This is a genomic window from Burkholderia sp. MS455 (assembly GCF_016899445.1).
GTDB classification, from domain to species: Bacteria; Pseudomonadota; Gammaproteobacteria; order Burkholderiales; family Burkholderiaceae; genus Burkholderia; species Burkholderia pyrrocinia_C.
In genome coordinates this window covers 3032835-3048759 of the sequence record NZ_CP041779.1, presented here as the reverse complement: position 1 = coordinate 3048759, position 15925 = coordinate 3032835, and the positions used below count along the sequence as shown (strand labels likewise).

Annotated in this window: 13 protein-coding genes; all 13 read left to right on the top strand. The window is 66.3% G+C overall.

Features of this window, described 5'->3' with window-relative positions; genetic code table 11:
* Positions 1–11: 11 nt before the first annotated feature.
* On the top strand, positions 12–1589 hold the full coding sequence (gene ubiB, locus FPJ27_RS33150) for a ubiquinone biosynthesis regulatory protein kinase UbiB (protein WP_072443505.1): 1578 nt from the start codon (positions 12–14) through the stop codon (positions 1587–1589).
* Positions 1590–1606: 17 nt separating this feature from the next.
* On the top strand, positions 1607–2233 hold the full coding sequence (locus FPJ27_RS33145; RefSeq protein WP_204424490.1) for an SAM-dependent methyltransferase: 627 nt from the start codon (positions 1607–1609) through the stop codon (positions 2231–2233).
* A 95-nt stretch (positions 2234–2328) separates the two neighbouring features.
* Positions 2329–2679, top strand: coding sequence for an FmdB family zinc ribbon protein (locus tag FPJ27_RS33140; RefSeq protein ID WP_047898999.1), 351 nt, complete (start codon positions 2329–2331; stop codon positions 2677–2679).
* A gap of 61 nt (positions 2680–2740) precedes the next feature.
* Complete coding sequence (locus FPJ27_RS33135; protein ID WP_011353157.1) at positions 2741–3391, top strand: DUF502 domain-containing protein; 651 nt, start codon at positions 2741–2743, stop codon at positions 3389–3391.
* Between the two features lie 67 nt (positions 3392–3458).
* On the top strand, positions 3459–5261 hold the full coding sequence (gene aspS / locus FPJ27_RS33130; RefSeq protein ID WP_034179002.1) for an aspartate--tRNA ligase: 1803 nt from the start codon (positions 3459–3461) through the stop codon (positions 5259–5261).
* Between the two features lie 160 nt (positions 5262–5421).
* Positions 5422–5916 (top strand): dihydroneopterin triphosphate diphosphatase, encoded by a 495-nt coding sequence (nudB, locus tag FPJ27_RS33125; RefSeq protein WP_204424487.1) that lies wholly within the window; start codon positions 5422–5424, stop codon positions 5914–5916.
* Positions 5913–7187, top strand: coding sequence for a cardiolipin synthase ClsB (gene clsB / locus FPJ27_RS33120; protein ID WP_204424485.1), 1275 nt, complete (start codon positions 5913–5915; stop codon positions 7185–7187). Before nudB ends, clsB begins: the two co-directional genes overlap by 4 nt.
* Before the next feature lie 199 nt (positions 7188–7386).
* Positions 7387–7986, top strand: a complete 600-nt coding sequence (locus FPJ27_RS33115; RefSeq protein ID WP_034179000.1) for a TetR/AcrR family transcriptional regulator — start codon at positions 7387–7389, stop codon at positions 7984–7986.
* Between the two features lie 58 nt (positions 7987–8044).
* Complete coding sequence (locus FPJ27_RS33110; protein ID WP_204424483.1) at positions 8045–9832, top strand: acyl-CoA dehydrogenase C-terminal domain-containing protein; 1788 nt, start codon at positions 8045–8047, stop codon at positions 9830–9832.
* A 111-nt stretch (positions 9833–9943) separates the two neighbouring features.
* A complete protein-coding gene (locus FPJ27_RS33105; RefSeq protein WP_204424481.1) occupies positions 9944–12379 on the top strand; it encodes a 3-hydroxyacyl-CoA dehydrogenase/enoyl-CoA hydratase family protein in 2436 nt (811 codons plus the stop codon).
* A 31-nt stretch (positions 12380–12410) separates the two neighbouring features.
* Positions 12411–13610, top strand: a complete 1200-nt coding sequence (locus FPJ27_RS33100) for an acetyl-CoA C-acyltransferase (RefSeq protein ID WP_034178997.1) — start codon at positions 12411–12413, stop codon at positions 13608–13610.
* 92 nt (positions 13611–13702) lie between these two features.
* Positions 13703–14470 (top strand): enoyl-CoA hydratase, encoded by a 768-nt coding sequence (locus tag FPJ27_RS33095; protein ID WP_034178996.1) that lies wholly within the window; start codon positions 13703–13705, stop codon positions 14468–14470.
* Between the two features lie 561 nt (positions 14471–15031).
* The gene (gene cyoA / locus FPJ27_RS33090; RefSeq protein ID WP_204424477.1) at positions 15032–15922 is read left to right on the top strand and encodes a ubiquinol oxidase subunit II; all 891 of its coding nucleotides are present in this window, start codon (positions 15032–15034) and stop codon (positions 15920–15922) included.
* Positions 15923–15925 lie beyond the last annotated feature (3 nt).

Below are 15925 nucleotides of genomic sequence, written 5' to 3'. Positions count from 1 at the left end.
GGCCGCAGGGCATGCGCATTTTCCGTTTCATCAAGATTGTCTACACCGTCATCCGCTTTGGCCTCGACGAAGTGATGCTGTCCCGGATCGACGACCGGCGCGTGAAGCTGCTGCTGCGGATCACGACGATCGGCCGCCGCTACTCCGATCCGCCCGCCGTGCGGCTGCGTCACGCGCTCGAAAGCCTCGGCCCGATCTTCGTGAAGTTCGGCCAGGTGCTGTCGACGCGCCGCGACCTGCTGTCGGTCGATTTCGCGAACGAACTCGCGAAGCTGCAGGACCAGGTGCCGCCGTTCGATTCGGCGGTCGCGATCGCGATCATCGAGAAGTCGCTCGGTGCGCCGGTCGACGAGCTGTTCGACGAATTCGAGCGCGAGCCGATCGCGAGCGCGTCGATCGCGCAGGTGCATTTCGCGAAACTCAAGCAGGGCTTGCACGCAGGCAAGGCCGTCGCCGTGAAGGTGCTGCGCCCGAACATGCTGTCCGTGATCGATTCGGATCTCGCGCTGATGCGCGACATCGCCATCTGGACCGAGCGCATGTGGGCCGATGGCCGGCGCCTGAAGCCGCGCGAGGTCGTCGCCGAATTCGACAAGTACCTGCACGACGAGCTCGACCTGATGCGCGAGGCCGCGAACGGCAGCCAGTTGCGCCGCAATTTCGCGGGCCTCGACCTGCTGCTCGTGCCCGAGATGTTCTGGGATTTCTCGACGTCGCAGGTGCTCGTGATGGAGCGCATGACCGGCGTGCCGATCAGCCAGGTCGAGACGCTGCGCTCGGCCGGCGTCGACATCAAGAAGCTCGCGCGCGAAGGCGTCGAGATCTTCTTCACGCAGGTGTTCCGCGACGGCTTCTTCCATGCGGACATGCACCCCGGCAACATCCAGGTGAGCCTCGACCCGAACACGTTCGGCCGCTACATCGCGCTCGATTTCGGGATCGTCGGCGCGCTGTCCGATTTCGACAAGAATTACCTCGCGCAGAACTTCCTCGCGTTCTTCAAGCGCGACTATCACCGCGTCGCGACGCTCCACCTCGAATCGGGCTGGGTGCCGCCCGAGACGCGCGTCGAGGAGCTCGAAAGCGCGATTCGCGCGGTGTGCGAGCCGTATTTCGACCGTGCGCTGAAGGACATCTCGCTCGGCCAGGTGCTGATGCGCCTGTTCTCGACGTCGCGCCGCTTCAACGTCGAGATCCAGCCGCAGCTCGTGCTGCTGCAGAAGACCATGCTGAACGTCGAAGGGCTCGGCCGCTCGCTCGACCCCGAACTCGACCTGTGGAAGACCGCGAAGCCTTACCTCGAGCGCTGGATGACCGAGCAGATCGGCCTGCGCGGCTGGTACGAGCGCTTCAAGGTCGAGGCGCCGCAGTGGAGCAAGACGCTGCCGCAACTGCCGCGCCTGATCCATCACGCGATGGCGGCGCGCCATGACGCGCCGCGTGCCGCGAGCGAGGACCTGATGCGCCAGGTCCTCGTCGAGCAGAAGCGTACCAACCGGCTGCTGCAGGCGCTGCTGATCTTCGGCCTCGCCGTCGGCGTCGGGGCGCTCGTCGCGCGCGTGCTGCTCGCGCTCGCGTACGGCGCATGACCGAAAGGAGCAGGGCGATGTCCGATCCGAAGCAACCGGCCGCACCGGCGGCCGCCGATTTCGCGACGCGCGACCCCGGCAACGCGTCGTTCTGGGACGAGCGTTTCGAGCGCGGCGTGACGCCGTGGGAATTCGGCGGCGTTCCGGACGGCTTTCGCGTGTTCGCGCACCGGCTCGAGCCGTGCGCGGTGCTGATTCCCGGTTGCGGCAGTGCGCAGGAGGCCGGGTGGCTCGCGCAGGCCGGCTGGCCCGTGCGTGCGATCGATTTCGCCGCGCAGGCGGTGGCTGCCGCGAAGGCGCGGCTCGGCGCGCATGCGGACGTCGTCGAGCAGGCCGATTTCTTCACGTACCGGCCGCCGTTCGACGTGCAGTGGGTGTACGAGCGCGCGTTCCTGTGCGCGCTGCCGCCGAGCCTGCGCGCCGACTATGCGGCACGCATGGCCGAGCTGCTGCCGGCAGGCGGATTGCTGGCCGGCTATTTCTTCCTGACCGCGAAACCGAAGGGGCCGCCGTTCGGGATCGAGCGTGCCGAACTCGACGCGCTGCTCGCGCCGCACTTCGAACTGATCGAGGATTTGCCCGTGACCGATTCGCTGCCGGTGTTCGAAGGGCACGAGCGCTGGCTCACGTGGCGCCGCCGCTGATGCCCGGGCGTCACGGCCGTTGCCGGAGCGCGCCGAGGTTTCGGCTATAATTCAAGGTTTTGCAAGCCGTTTCCAGTTTCCGCGGGAAAAATATCATGCCGATCTACGCCTATCGATGCGAAGCGTGTGGTTTCGCGAAGGACGTGCTCCAGAAGATGAGCGACGCGCCGCTGTCGCAGTGCCCGGAATGCGGGAAGGATGCGTTTCGCAAGCAGGTCACTGCCGCGGGCTTCCAGCTGAAGGGTTCGGGTTGGTATGTCACCGATTTCCGCGGCGGCTCCGGCGGCGCCAGCGCACCGGCGACGGCGTCGGGCGACGCGGCGCCGGCAGCCGCTGCGGCGGCCACGCCCGCAGCGGACGCGCCGGCTGCATCGAGCAGTTCCGAAAGCACGACGACGAGTGCCGCGCCGGCCCCGGCCGCAGCACCCGCCGCCGCCAGCAGTTGACCGTCGCGGCCCGGCCGGGTCGCGACCACCCCGCGCCGCCGGCGCGGTTCATTGACGGCAGATGATGAAAAAGACGACCCTGAAATCGGTGTTTCTGACCGGCCTGCTGGTTCTCGTCCCGCTCGCGATCACGCTGTGGGTGCTCGGTCTCATCATCGGCACGATGGACCAGACGCTGCTCCTGCTGCCCGAATCGTGGCAGCCCGAGCGGATGCTCGGCTTCCACCTGCCGGGGATCGGCGCGGTGCTGACGCTCGCGTTCATCTTCGTCGTCGGGCTGGCCACGCGGAATTTCATCGGCCAGAAGCTCGTCACCTGGTGGAATGCGGTCGTGCGCCACATCCCGGTCGTCGGGCCGATCTACACGAGCGTCAAGCAGGTATCGGACACGCTGCTGTCGAGCAGCGGCAACGCGTTCCGCAAGGCGCTGCTGATCGAATACCCGCGCCGCGGCTCGTATACGATCGCGTTTCTGACCGGCACGCCCGGCGGCGACGTGCTCAATCATCTGACGGAAGAATACGTGAGCGTATACATCCCGACGACGCCGAACCCGACGTCGGGCTTCTTCCTGATGCTGCCGAAAAGCGAAGTCATCGAACTCGACATGTCGGTCGATGCCGCGCTGAAGTACATCGTCTCGATGGGCGTCGTGGCGCCCCCGGCGCCGGCTCCGGCGCCCGCCCGCCGCCCCGTCGAGCCGCCGCTGTAAGTAAAGAATCATCGCCCGGGCCGCGCGTTGCGGCACCCGTTGATCAAACCGAACGAAAGCAAACATCATGTCGATGCGTACTGAATACTGCGGTCTCGTGACCGAACACCTGCTGGGCCAAACCGTGTCGCTGTGCGGCTGGGTGCAGCGCCGCCGCGATCACGGCGGTGTGATCTTCATCGACCTGCGCGATCGTGAAGGCCTCGTGCAAGTGGTGTGCGACCCGGATCGCGCGGAGATGTTCGCGACCGCCGAAGGCGTGCGCAACGAGTTCTGCGTACAGATCAAGGGCCTCGTGCGCAACCGTCCGGACGGCACGGTCAACGCCGGCCTGAAGAGCGGCAAGATCGAAGTGCTGTGCCACGAACTGAACGTGCTGAACGCGTCGGTCACGCCGCCGTTCCAGCTCGACGACGACAACCTGTCGGAAACGACGCGTCTCACGCACCGCGTGCTCGACCTGCGCCGTCCGCAGATGCAGCACAACCTGCGCCTGCGCTACCGCGTCGCGATCGAGGCGCGCAAGTACCTCGACGAGCAGGGCTTCATCGACATCGAAACGCCGATGCTGACGAAGAGCACGCCGGAAGGCGCGCGCGACTACCTCGTGCCGTCGCGCGTGAACGCGGGCCAGTTCTTCGCGCTGCCGCAGTCGCCGCAGCTGTTCAAGCAGCTGCTGATGGTCGCGAACTTCGACCGTTACTACCAGATCACCAAGTGCTTCCGCGACGAAGATCTCCGTGCCGACCGTCAGCCGGAATTCACGCAGATCGACTGCGAGACGTCGTTCCTCGGCGAGCAGGAAATCCGTGACCTGTTCGAAGACATGATCCGTCACATCTTCAAGACGACGATCGACGTCGAGCTCGACGCGACCTTCCCGGTGATGCCGTACTCGGAAGCGATGGCGCGTTTCGGTTCGGACAAGCCGGACCTGCGCGTGCAGCTCGAATTCACCGAGCTGACCGACGCGATGAAGGACGTCGACTTCAAGGTGTTCAGCACGCCGGCCAACGCGAAGGACGGCCGGGTCGCGGCGCTGCGCGTGCCGAAGGGCGGCGAGCTGTCGCGCGGCGACATCGACGGCTACACGGAATTCGTGCGCATCTACGGCGCAAAGGGCCTCGCATGGATCAAGGTCAACGAGAAGGCGAAGGGCCGCGACGGCCTGCAGAGCCCGATCGTCAAGAACCTGCACGACGCGTCGATCGCGGCGATCCTCGAGCGTACCGGCGCTGAAGACGGCGACATCATCTTCTTCGCGGCCGACCGCGCGAAGGTCGTCAACGACAGCCTCGGCGCGCTGCGCCTGAAGATCGGCCATTCGGAATTCGGCAAGGCGAACGGCCTCGTCCAGGCCGGCTGGAAGCCGCTGTGGGTCGTCGATTTCCCGATGTTCGAATACGACGACGAAGATGCGCGCTACGTCGCTGCGCACCACCCGTTCACGAGCCCGAAGGACGAGCACCTCGAGTACCTCGAGACCGACCCGGGCCGCTGCCTCGCGAAGGCATACGACATGGTGCTGAACGGCTGGGAAATCGGCGGCGGCTCGGTGCGTATCCACCGCGAGGAAGTGCAGAGCAAGGTGTTCCGTGCGCTGAAGATCGGCGCGGAAGAGGCTCAGCTGAAGTTCGGCTTCCTGCTGGACGCGCTGCAGTACGGCGCGCCGCCGCACGGCGGTATCGCATTCGGCCTCGACCGCATCGTCACGATGATGGCCGGCGCCGACTCGATCCGTGACGTGATCGCGTTCCCGAAGACGCAGCGTGCGCAGGATCTGCTCACGCAGGCACCGAGCCCGGTCGACGAGCGTCAGCTGCGCGAACTGCACATCCGTCTGCGTCAGCCGGAACAGCCGAAGGCTTAACACTCCTTCGCACCCGGTCGTGTGTGCGGCGACGCGCACACGACGCACATGAAAAAGGCGCCGCGATGCGCCTTTTTCATTTTTTGCGGTACAGTCGCAGCACTTGCCGCACGTTCGGAGCACATGCCCGGCGCGCGGCCCCGTGCTGCATGAAACCAAGATGACGAAGCCGCCGAAAATCCCCGAATCCGTTCTCGTCGTGATCTACACGCCCGACCTCGATGTGCTGGTGATCAAGCGTGCCGACCAGCCCGATTTCTGGCAATCGGTGACCGGATCGAAGGACACGCTCGACGAGCCGCTCGCGGTCACGGCCGCGCGCGAAGTGGCCGAGGAAACCGGCATCTCGGTCGGCACGCCGGACGTGCCGGCCACCGCGCTGGTCGACTGGCGCCACCGGATCGAATACACGATCTATCCGCAATACCTGCATCGCTATGCGCCGGGCGTCACGCGTAACACCGAGCACTGGTTCGGCCTGTGCGTGCCGCGTCGCGTCGACGTGACGCTGTCGCCGCGCGAACATGTGGATCACGCATGGCTGCCGTTCCGCGAGGCGGCCGCGCGCTGCTTCTCGCCGTCGAACGCGGAGGCGATCCTGCAATTGCCCGCGCGCGTCGCACTCGCGCGCACGCCGCACGGCTCGTCCGCATGACTGCGGAGGCTCGCAAGCGCTTTGCGCAATTGCGGCAGATGTTCCTGCAGGAACGCGGCTCGGCGTCGAGGCTCGCGTTCACGGCGGGCAACACGGTGCGGCTGTGCGAGGGCGGCGGCGAATTCTTCCGGGCGCTGATCGAGCGGATCGATGCCGCGCGCGAGCAGGTGATGCTCGAAACCTATATCTTCTGCGACGATGCGGCCGGCCGGCCGGTATCGGATGCGCTGATCCGCGCGGCGCAGCGCGGCGTGCGCGTGCGCGTGATCACCGACGGCGTCGGCACCGCGCGCCTGCCGCTGTTCGACACGTGGGCAGGGGCCGGCGTCGAGCACTGCATCTACAACCGTTTCCTGTTCGGCCGCTTCGGCTTCTCGCGCACGCACCGCAAGCTCGCGGTGATCGATCACGCGGCCGCGTTCTGCGGCGGCATCAACATCGTCGACGACTACGCGCAAAACGGCACGACGCTGCCGTTTCCGCGCTGGGATTTCGCGGTCGAGATGGCGGGGCCGGCAGTGTCCGACGTGCGCGCCGCGTTCGAGCTGCAGTGGCACCGGATCCAGTTCGGCCACAAGCCGTATGCACAGTACGCGGCCGGGCTGCATGGCGGCGAAGCGTTCCCCGACATGTTCCGGCGCTGGATACGCAGCCACCGGTGGATCAAGGCCGGCGCGCTGCGGGTCGTGACGGAGCCGAGCGTCGCGTTCGTCGCGCGCGACAACGTCGTGAACCGCCGCGCGATCGAGAAGGCCTATCTCGCGGCGATCGGCCAGGCGCGCCAGCGGATCCTGGTCGCGAATCCGTATTTCATGCCCGGCCGCAAGCTGCGCCGTGCGCTGACGGGCGCCGCGCGACGCGGCGTCGACGTGCGGATCCTGATCGGCCGCAAGGAGTTTGCAGCGCTCGATACGGCCGTGCCGTTCCTCTATCACACGCTGCTGCGCGCGGGCGTGCGCGTCGCCGAATATGACAAGACGATGCTGCACGGCAAGGTGGCCGTGATCGACGACAGCTGGGCGACGGTCGGCTCGTCGAATCTGGACGCGCTGAGCCTGATGCTGAACAATGAAGCGAACGTCGTGCTGGTGCGCTACGATTCGGTCACGAACGAACTGCGCGACGCGATCGCGGCAGCGTTCGCCGATGGCCGGGAGATCGACGCCGCGCGATTCGCCGCGCGCCCGCGCATCGAGCGTATTCTGAACTGGCTCGCCTATACCGTGTATCGCGTCGTGATGAAGGCGCTGACGGTCGGCAGTTACGACTGACGCGGACTAAGCATTCGCTTCAAAAATCTGTCCGCACGTTCGTGCGGAAAAGCCGCTCCGGTCCCGCCGGAATCGCGCAAAATAGCGGCTCGGTTAGACACCGGTTTCTAATAATTTCCTTGTTTCGCGAGCGGCCGCACTCAATAATAGTACGGCCGTTCGATTTTATTCGAACCCCCGAACGGTTACAGAAATAGCTATGCGAAAAGGCGAACAGACGCGTGCCGCGATACTTGAAGCTGCTTTGGACCTCGCCAGCCGTGACGGGCTGGAGGGGCTGACGATCGGCCTGCTGGCCGAGCGCATGCAGATGAGCAAGAGTGGCGTGTTCGCGCACTTCGGATCGCGCGAGGACCTGCAGGTCGAGGTCGTCCGCGAGTATCACCATCGTTTCGAAAACGAGGTGTTCTTTCCGAGCCTGCGCGAAGCGCGCGGCCTGCCGCGTCTGCGGGCGATGCTGGCGCGCTGGATCGAGAAGCGCATCCAGGAGGTGACGACCGGGTGCATCTACATCAGCGGCGCAGTGGAGTACGACGACCGGCCGGACAGCCCCGTGCGCGAGCAGTTGATCGCGAGCGTGACGGCCTGGCGTGCCGCGTTGCTGCGCGCCATCTCGCAGGCGATGGAAGAGGGGCATCTGCGCACGGATACCGATCCGGACCTGATGCTCTTCGAGTTGTACAGCTTCACGCTCGGCCTGCACCACGACGCACGTTTCCTGCATTCGCCGGATGCCGTGCGCCTCACGTGGGCCGCGCTGGAAAAGACGATTGTTTCGTATCAGAGCGAGAGCCGTTAGCGGCGCGTGATCCGCCCGCCAGGAGCTCGAGCCGTTTTGCCCACCTTTGGAGAGAGTCATGGGACAGTACGCCGCGCCGCTGCGCGACATGCAATTCGTGTTGCACGAGCTTCTGAACGTCGAAGCCGAAGTCAAGCAAATGCCCAAGCATGCGGACCTCGACGCCGACACGATCAACCAGGTCCTCGAGGAGGCGGGCAAGTTCTGCTCCGAGGTACTGTTCCCGCTGAACCAGGTCGGCGACCGCGAAGGCTGCACGTATGAAGGCGACGGCGTCGTGAAGACCCCGACCGGCTTCAAGGAAGCCTACCGGCAATACGTCGAGGCCGGCTGGCCGGCACTCGGCTGCGATCCGGACTACGGTGGCCAGGGCCTGCCCGCGTTCGTGAACAACGCGCTCTACGAAATGCTGAACTCGGCGAACCAGGCATGGACGATGTATCCGGGCCTGTCGCACGGCGCGTACGAATGCCTGCACGCGCACGGCGCGCCGGAACTGCAGAAGGCCTACCTGCCGAAGCTCGTGACGGGCGAATGGACCGGCACGATGTGCCTGACCGAGCCGCACTGCGGCACCGACCTCGGCATCCTGCGCACCAAGGCCGAACCGAACGGCGACGGCTCGTACTCGATCAGCGGCACGAAGATCTTCATCTCGAGCGGCGAGCACGACATGTCGAAGAACATCGTCCACCTCGTGCTCGCGCGCCTGCCGGACGCGCCGCAAGGCACGAAGGGAATCTCGCTGTTCATCGTGCCGAAGTTCATCCCCGACGCAGCGGGCGAGCCGGGCGAGCGCAACGGCATCAAGTGCGGCTCGATCGAGCACAAGATGGGTATCCACGGCAACTCGACGTGCGTGATGAACCTCGACGGCGCGAAGGGCTGGATGGTCGGCGAGCCGAACAAGGGCCTGAACGCGATGTTCGTGATGATGAACGCCGCGCGTCTCGGCGTCGGCATGCAGGGTCTCGGCCTCACGGAAGTCGCGTACCAGAATTCGCTCACCTATGCGAAGGAGCGCCTGCAGATGCGCTCGCTGACGGGCCCGAAGGCGCCGGACAAGCCGGCCGACCCGATCATCGTGCACCCGGACGTGCGCCGCATGCTGCTCACGCAGAAGGCGTACGCGGAAGGCGCGCGCGCGTTCACGTACTGGTCCGCGCTGCAGATCGACAAGGAGCTGTCGCACGCCGACGAAGCGGTGCGCAAGGAGGCGGCCGACCTCGTCGCGCTGCTCACGCCGATCATCAAGGCGTTCCTGACCGACAACGCGTTCGAGTGCACGAACCATGCGATGCAGATCTACGGCGGCCACGGCTTCATCTCCGAGTGGGGCATGGAGCAATACGTGCGCGATGCACGGATCAACATGATCTACGAAGGCACGAACTCGATCCAGTCGCTCGACCTGCTGGGGCGCAAGGTGCTGGGCGACATGGGCGCGAAGCTGAAGAAGTTCGGCAAGCTCGTCACGGAATTCGCGGAAGCCGAAGGCGTGAAGCCGGAAATGGCCGAGTTCATCAACCCGCTCGCCGACATCGGCGACAAGGTGCAGAAGCTGACGATGGAAATCGGCATGAAGGCAATGCAGAACCCCGACGAAGTCGGCGCCGCCGCGGTGCCGTACCTGCGCACCGTCGGCCACCTGGTGTTCTCGTACTTCTGGGCGCGGATGGCGCGTCTCGCACTCGACAACGAAGCGTCGGGCGATCCGTTCTACAAGTCGAAGCTCGCGACGGCCCGCTTCTACTTCGCGCGCTTGCTGCCCGAAACGGCATCGACGATCCGCGCCGCGCGCGCCGGCTCGAAGACGCTGATGGAAGTCGACGAATCGCTGTTCTGACGCGAGTCCGGGCGGTGCGCTGCGTGCCGCCCGAACGCAACGGTTCCTGGTACTCACTTCTCCGTGCAGCCCTCACATCCCGCGCTGCACGACACTATCCGGAGACATCCCGTGAGCAATTTCCTGATTCGCAAGGTCGCCGTGCTGGGCGCCGGCGTGATGGGCGCGCAGATCGCCGCGCACCTCATCAACGCGCGCGTGCCGGTGCTGCTGTTCGACCTGCCGGCCAAGGAAGGCCCGAAAAACGCGATCGCGCTGAAGGCGATCGAGAACCTGAAGAAGCTGTCGCCCGCGCCGTTCGGCGTGAAGGACGACGCGAAGTACCTCGAAGCGGCGAACTACGAAGACGACATCGCGAAGCTGGCCGAATGCGACGTCGTGATCGAGGCGATCGCCGAGCGGATGGACTGGAAGCACGACCTGTACAAGAAGGTCGCGCCGCACCTCGCGCCGAACGCGATCTTCGCGACCAACACGTCGGGCCTGTCGATCACGAAACTGTCCGAAGGTTTCTCGGACGAGCTGAAGGCGCGCTTCTGCGGCGTGCACTTCTTCAACCCGCCGCGCTACATGCACCTCGTCGAGCTGATCCCGACCGCGCATACGCGCCCGGAGATCCTCGACCAGCTCGAGACGTTCCTGACGAGCATCGTCGGCAAGGGCGTCGTGCGCGCGAAGGACACGCCGAACTTCATCGCGAACCGCGTCGGCATCTTCTCGATCCTCGCGGTGATCACCGAGGCCGCGAAGTTCGGCCTGCGCTTCGACGAAGTCGACGACCTGACCGGCAGCCGCCTCGGCCGCGCGAAGTCGGCAACGTTCCGCACCGCGGACGTGGTCGGCCTCGACACGATGGCGCACGTGATCAAGACGATGCAGGACAACCTCGCCGACGATCCGTTCTTCCCGGTCTACCAGACGCCTGCCGTGCTCGCCGAACTGGTGAAGCAGGGCGCGCTCGGCCAGAAGACGGGCGCCGGTTTCTACAAGAAGGAAGGCAAGGCGATCAAGGTGCTCGACGCGAAGACGGGCGCCTACGTCGATTCGGGCGCGAAGGCCGACGAAACCGTCGGTCGGATCCTGAAGCGTCCGCCGGCCGAGCGCCTGAAGCTGCTGCGCGAGACGGACCATCCGCATGCGCAGTTCCTGTGGTCGATCTTCCGCGACGTGTTCCACTACATCGGCGTGCATCTCGAGTCGATTGCCGACAACGCGCGCGACGTCGACCTCGCGATCCGCTGGGGCTTCGGCTGGAACGAAGGTCCGTTCGAAGGCTGGCAGGCCGCCGGCTGGAAGCAGGTCGCCGGATGGGTGCAGGAAGATATCGCGGCCGGCAAGGTGCTCGCGAACGTGCCGCTGCCGACGTGGGTGCTCGAAGGCCCGGTCGCCGAGCAGGGCGGCGTGCACACGGCCGAAGGCTCGTGGGCGCCGGCGGCGCAGCGCTTCGTGCCGCGTTCGGACCTCGCGGTCTACGGCAAGCAGGTGTTCCGCGCGCCGCTGCTCGGTGAAGCCGGTGCCGATCCGAAGACGTACGGCAAGACGCTGTTCGAAACCGACGCGGTGCGCGCATGGGTCGATGACCGTGCGGGCGAGGACGACGTCGTGATCGTGTCGTTCAAGTCGAAGATGAACACGATCGGACCGAGCGTGATCGACGGCCTCGTGCAGGCAATCGAACTCGCGGAGAAGGACTACAAGGGCGTGGTGATCTGGCAGCCGACGTCGCTGAAGCTCGGCACGCCGGGCGGCCCGTTCTCGGCCGGCGCGAACCTCGAAGAGGCGATGCCCGCGTTCATGATGGGCGGCGCGAAGGGCATCGAGCCGTTCGTGAAGAAGTTCCAGGAAGGCATGCTGCGCGTGAAGTACGCGAACGTGCCGGTCGTTGCAGCCGTGTCGGGCATCGCGCTCGGCGGCGGGTGCGAGCTGATGCTGCACAGCGCGAAGCGCGTCGTGCACGTCGAGAGCTACATCGGTCTCGTCGAAGTGGGCGTCGGCCTGGTGCCGGCGGGCGGCGGCCTGAAGGAAGCCGCGCTGCGCGCGGCGGATGCCGCCACGGCCGCGAACGCGACCACCGACATCCTGAAGTTCGTCACGAAGTCGTTCGAAAACGCGGCGATGGCGAAGGTGTCGGCATCGGCGCACGATGCGCGTGCGATGGGCTACCTGAAGCCGTCCGACACGATCATCTTCAACGTGTTCGAACTGCTCGACACCGCGAAGAAGGAAGCGCGCGCGCTGGCCGCAAGCGGCTACCGCGCACCGCTGCGGGCGAAGGACGTGCCGGTCGCGGGCCGCTCGGCGATCGCGACGATCAAGGCGTCGCTCGTCAACATGCGTGACGGCCGCTTCATCAGCGAGCACGACTACCTGATCGCGAGCCGCATCGCCGAAGCGGTGTGCGGCGGCGACGTCGAAGCCGGCAGCCTCGTCGACGAGCAGTGGCTGCTCGCGCTCGAGCGCCGCGCGTTCGTCGAGCTGCTCGGCACGCAGAAGACGCAGGAACGGATCATGGGCATGTTGCAGACCGGCAAGCCGGTGCGTAACTGAGCGAGCGGACAGAGCGGACAAGGAGTCTGAAATGAGCAAACAATTGCAAGACGCATACATCGTCGCCGCCAGCCGCACGCCGATCGGCAAGGCCCCGCGCGGTGTATTCAAGAACACGCGCCCGGACGAGCTGCTGGTCCACGCGATCAGGTCGGCGGTCGCGCAGGTGCCCGGCTTCGATACGAAGCTGATCGAGGACGCGATCATCGGCTGCGCGATTCCGGAAGCCGAGCAGGGCCTGAACGTCGCGCGCATGGGCGCGCTGCTCGCGGGCCTGCCGCAGACGGTCGGCGGCGTGACGGTCAACCGCTTCTGCGCGTCGGGCATCACGGCACTCGCGATGGCGGCCGACCGCATCCGTGTCGGCGAGTCGGACGCGCTGCTCGCGGGCGGTTGCGAATCGATGAGCATGGTGCCGATGATGGGCAACAAGCCGTCGATGTCGCCGCACATCTTCGATCGCAACGAAGACTTCGGCATCGCGTACGGGATGGGCCTGACGGCCGAGCGTGTCGCCGATCAATGGAAGGTGAGCCGCGAAGACCAGGACGCGTTCTCGGTCGAGTCGCACCGCAAGGCGCTCGCCGCGCAGCAGGCCGGCGAGTTCAACGACGAGATCGCCGCGTACACGCTCACCGAGCGTTTCCCGAACCTCGCGACCGGCGAAGTCGACGTGAAGACGCGCGAGATCGCACTCGACGAAGGCCCGCGCGCGGACACGTCGCTCGAAGGCCTCGCGAAGCTGCGCACGGTGTTCGCGAACAAGGGTTCGGTCACGGCCGGCAACAGCTCGCAGACGTCGGACGGCGCAGGCGCGCTGCTCGTCGTGTCGGAGAAGGTGCTCAAGGAGTTCAACCTGACGCCGCTCGCGCGCTTCGTGAGCTTCGCGGTGCGCGGCGTGCCGCCGGAAATCATGGGCATCGGTCCGAAGGAAGCGATTCCGGCCGCGCTGAAGGCCGCGGGCCTGAAGCAGGACGATCTCGACTGGATCGAGCTGAACGAGGCGTTCGCCGCGCAATCGCTGGCGGTGATCCGCGATCTCGGCCTCGACCCGTCGAAGGTCAACCCGCTGGGCGGCGCGATCGCACTCGGCCACCCGCTCGGCGCGACCGGCGCGATCCGCGCGGCGACCGTCGTGCACGGCCTGCGCCGTCGCAACCTGAAGTACGGGATGGTCACGATGTGCGTCGGCACCGGCATGGGTGCCGCGGGCATCATCGAACGCCTGTAAGCGGGACGCGACGAAAAGCGACGACGGTGCGCGGGCCACGAGCTCGCGCACCGTTTTTTCATTCCGATAGAGGAAAGTCAAAGGAGACGGTTGTGGCCGAAATTCAAGTGGAACGCGCCGACGGCGTGATGACGATCACGATCGCGCGCCCGGCGAAGAAGAACGCGCTGACGGCGGCGATGTACCAGACGATGGCCGACGCACTCGCCGAAGCACAGGAAGACAAGGCGGTACGCGTGATCCTGCTGCGCGGCGGCGACGGCAATTTCAGCTCGGGGAACGATCTCGAGGATTTCCTGAAGGCGCCGCCGAAGGACGAGAACGCGCCGGTGTTCCAGTTTCTCGCGCGGATCAGCGGTGCACCGAAGCCGATCGTGGCCGCGGTGCCGGGCATCGCGGTCGGCGTCGGCGTGACGATGCTGCTGCACTGCGACCTCGTGTACGCGGCCGATACCGCGACGTTCTCGCTGCCGTTCGCGCAGCTCGGGCTGTGCCCGGAAGCCGCATCGAGCGTGCTGCTGCCGCGCCTGGCCGGCCATCAGGTCGCCGCCGAGAAGCTGCTGCTCGGCGAGGCGTTCGATGCGCTGGAGGCGCACCGGATCGGCATCGTCAATCGCGTGCTGCCGGCCGCCGAACTCGACGCGTTCGCGGCGAAGCAGGCGGCGAAGCTCGCGGCGCTGCCGGCGTCGTCGCTGCGCGTGACGAAGGCACTGCTGAAGGATACGGGCGGCGTGGCGACCGCCGCGCGGATGGCCGAAGAGGCGGGCCATTTCTCCGCGATGCTGCGCGCACCCGAAGCGCGCGAGGCGATGACCGCGTTCTTCGAGAAGCGCAAGCCGGATTTCCGTCAGTTCGACTGACACCGGGCACACGTGCTTTGCCGCCTCGGATTCCTTCGCCGTCCGAGGCGGCAACGCCAGCCTCCGCGAGCCGCCGACCGCGCGGCTTTCGTTCGGTCTTCACCGTCGATGCGTCAATCGACGCGTCGGCTCGAACCTGCGCCGCTGCGCGTTCGCGCGGCGTTCCGCGTTCCCCTGCGCCGTTCTGCGGTTGCGCTGCGCTCGCAACGCGCGTCGGTGTCGACGATGGCGTGGCGTGATGCCGCGGCCGGCGTCTCTCGTGTCGCGGTGCGGCGCCGTCGTGATTCCCGTTTCGCCATTGCCGCCCGCTATCCGCGGTGCTTGAGCGGCGGCCCCCTCTCGGTTGTGCCATAGGCCATCGCCGGCAATCGTGCGCGGGTGCCGGTGTCCCGACTCGCCCCGCTCGGGGCGGTTCCGGCTCACCTCGGCAAAGCTTGTCCGCCGTCAAGTTGCACTGCGGCAATTTTCCGTACAGTTCGCGCACAGGTCGCCGCGGCCGTATGCGTCGCGCGATGGCGGCATACGGCCGGCTCTACTCAACGACAATCAGGCGAACGAACAATGATCGGACGAATCACCGGCGGAGCGCGTGCGGCGCCCGTCATCGGGCTGCTGGCGGCACTCGCCGGATGCAGCGACCTTCACGTGCTCGATCCGAAGGGCGCGGTGGGCGTCGCCGAGAAATCGCTGATTGCGACGGCGACGTGGGCGATGCTGATCGTCGTCGTGCCGGTGATCCTGCTGACGCTTTACTTCGCGTGGCGCTACCGCGCGTCGAATCGCAACGCAACCTACGCGCCGAACTGGTCGCACTCGACCGCGATCGAAGTCGTGATCTGGACGGTGCCGACGCTGATCATCCTGTTCCTCGGCATCCTCACGTGGCGGACGACGCACGAGCTCGACCCGTACAAGCCGCTCGATTCGTCGGTCAAGCCGATCGACGTCGAGGTCGTCGCGCTCGACTGGAAGTGGCTGTTCATCTATCCGGAGCTTGGCATCGCGTCGGTGAACCAGCTCGCGATTCCGGTGGGCACGCCGGTGAATTTCCGCATCACGTCGGACTCGGTGATGAATTCGTTCTTCATCCCGCAGCTCGGCAGCCAGGTCTATGCGATGGCCGGCATGCAGACGCGCCTGCACCTGATCGCCGACGAGGCGGGCAGCTACGCGGGCGTGTCCGCCAACTACAGCGGCCGCGGCTTCTCCGACATGAAGTTCCGCACGCTCGCCGAGCCGCGCGAGCAGTTCGACGCGTGGGTGCGCAAGGTGAAGGCGTCGTCCGACCGGCTCGACATGACCGCATACGGCGCGGTTGCTCAGCCGAGCGAGAAGGCGCCCGTGCGCTACTTCTCGTCGGTGGATCCGAAGCTCTTTCACAACATCATCGCGAAGTACAACAACGGCCACGTCCTCGACCCGAAGGACGCCGCCTGCACGACGAAGGGGTAACGC

Coding starts and splice junctions, on each gene's coding strand:
- aspS (WP_034179002.1), top strand. CDS start 3,459: ATGTCGATGCGTACTGAATACTGCGGTCTCGTGACCGAACACCTGCTG.
- FPJ27_RS33115 (WP_034179000.1), top strand. CDS start 7,387: ATGCGAAAAGGCGAACAGACGCGTGCCGCGATACTTGAAGCTGCTTTG.
- nudB (WP_204424487.1), top strand. CDS start 5,422: ATGACGAAGCCGCCGAAAATCCCCGAATCCGTTCTCGTCGTGATCTAC.
- FPJ27_RS33135 (WP_011353157.1), top strand. CDS start 2,741: ATGATGAAAAAGACGACCCTGAAATCGGTGTTTCTGACCGGCCTGCTG.
- FPJ27_RS33140 (WP_047898999.1), top strand. CDS start 2,329: ATGCCGATCTACGCCTATCGATGCGAAGCGTGTGGTTTCGCGAAGGAC.
- FPJ27_RS33110 (WP_204424483.1), top strand. CDS start 8,045: ATGGGACAGTACGCCGCGCCGCTGCGCGACATGCAATTCGTGTTGCAC.
- clsB (WP_204424485.1), top strand. CDS start 5,913: ATGACTGCGGAGGCTCGCAAGCGCTTTGCGCAATTGCGGCAGATGTTC.
- cyoA (WP_204424477.1), top strand. CDS start 15,032: ATGATCGGACGAATCACCGGCGGAGCGCGTGCGGCGCCCGTCATCGGG.
- FPJ27_RS33145 (WP_204424490.1), top strand. CDS start 1,607: ATGTCCGATCCGAAGCAACCGGCCGCACCGGCGGCCGCCGATTTCGCG.
- ubiB (WP_072443505.1), top strand. CDS start 12: ATGCGCATTTTCCGTTTCATCAAGATTGTCTACACCGTCATCCGCTTT.
- FPJ27_RS33100 (WP_034178997.1), top strand. CDS start 12,411: ATGAGCAAACAATTGCAAGACGCATACATCGTCGCCGCCAGCCGCACG.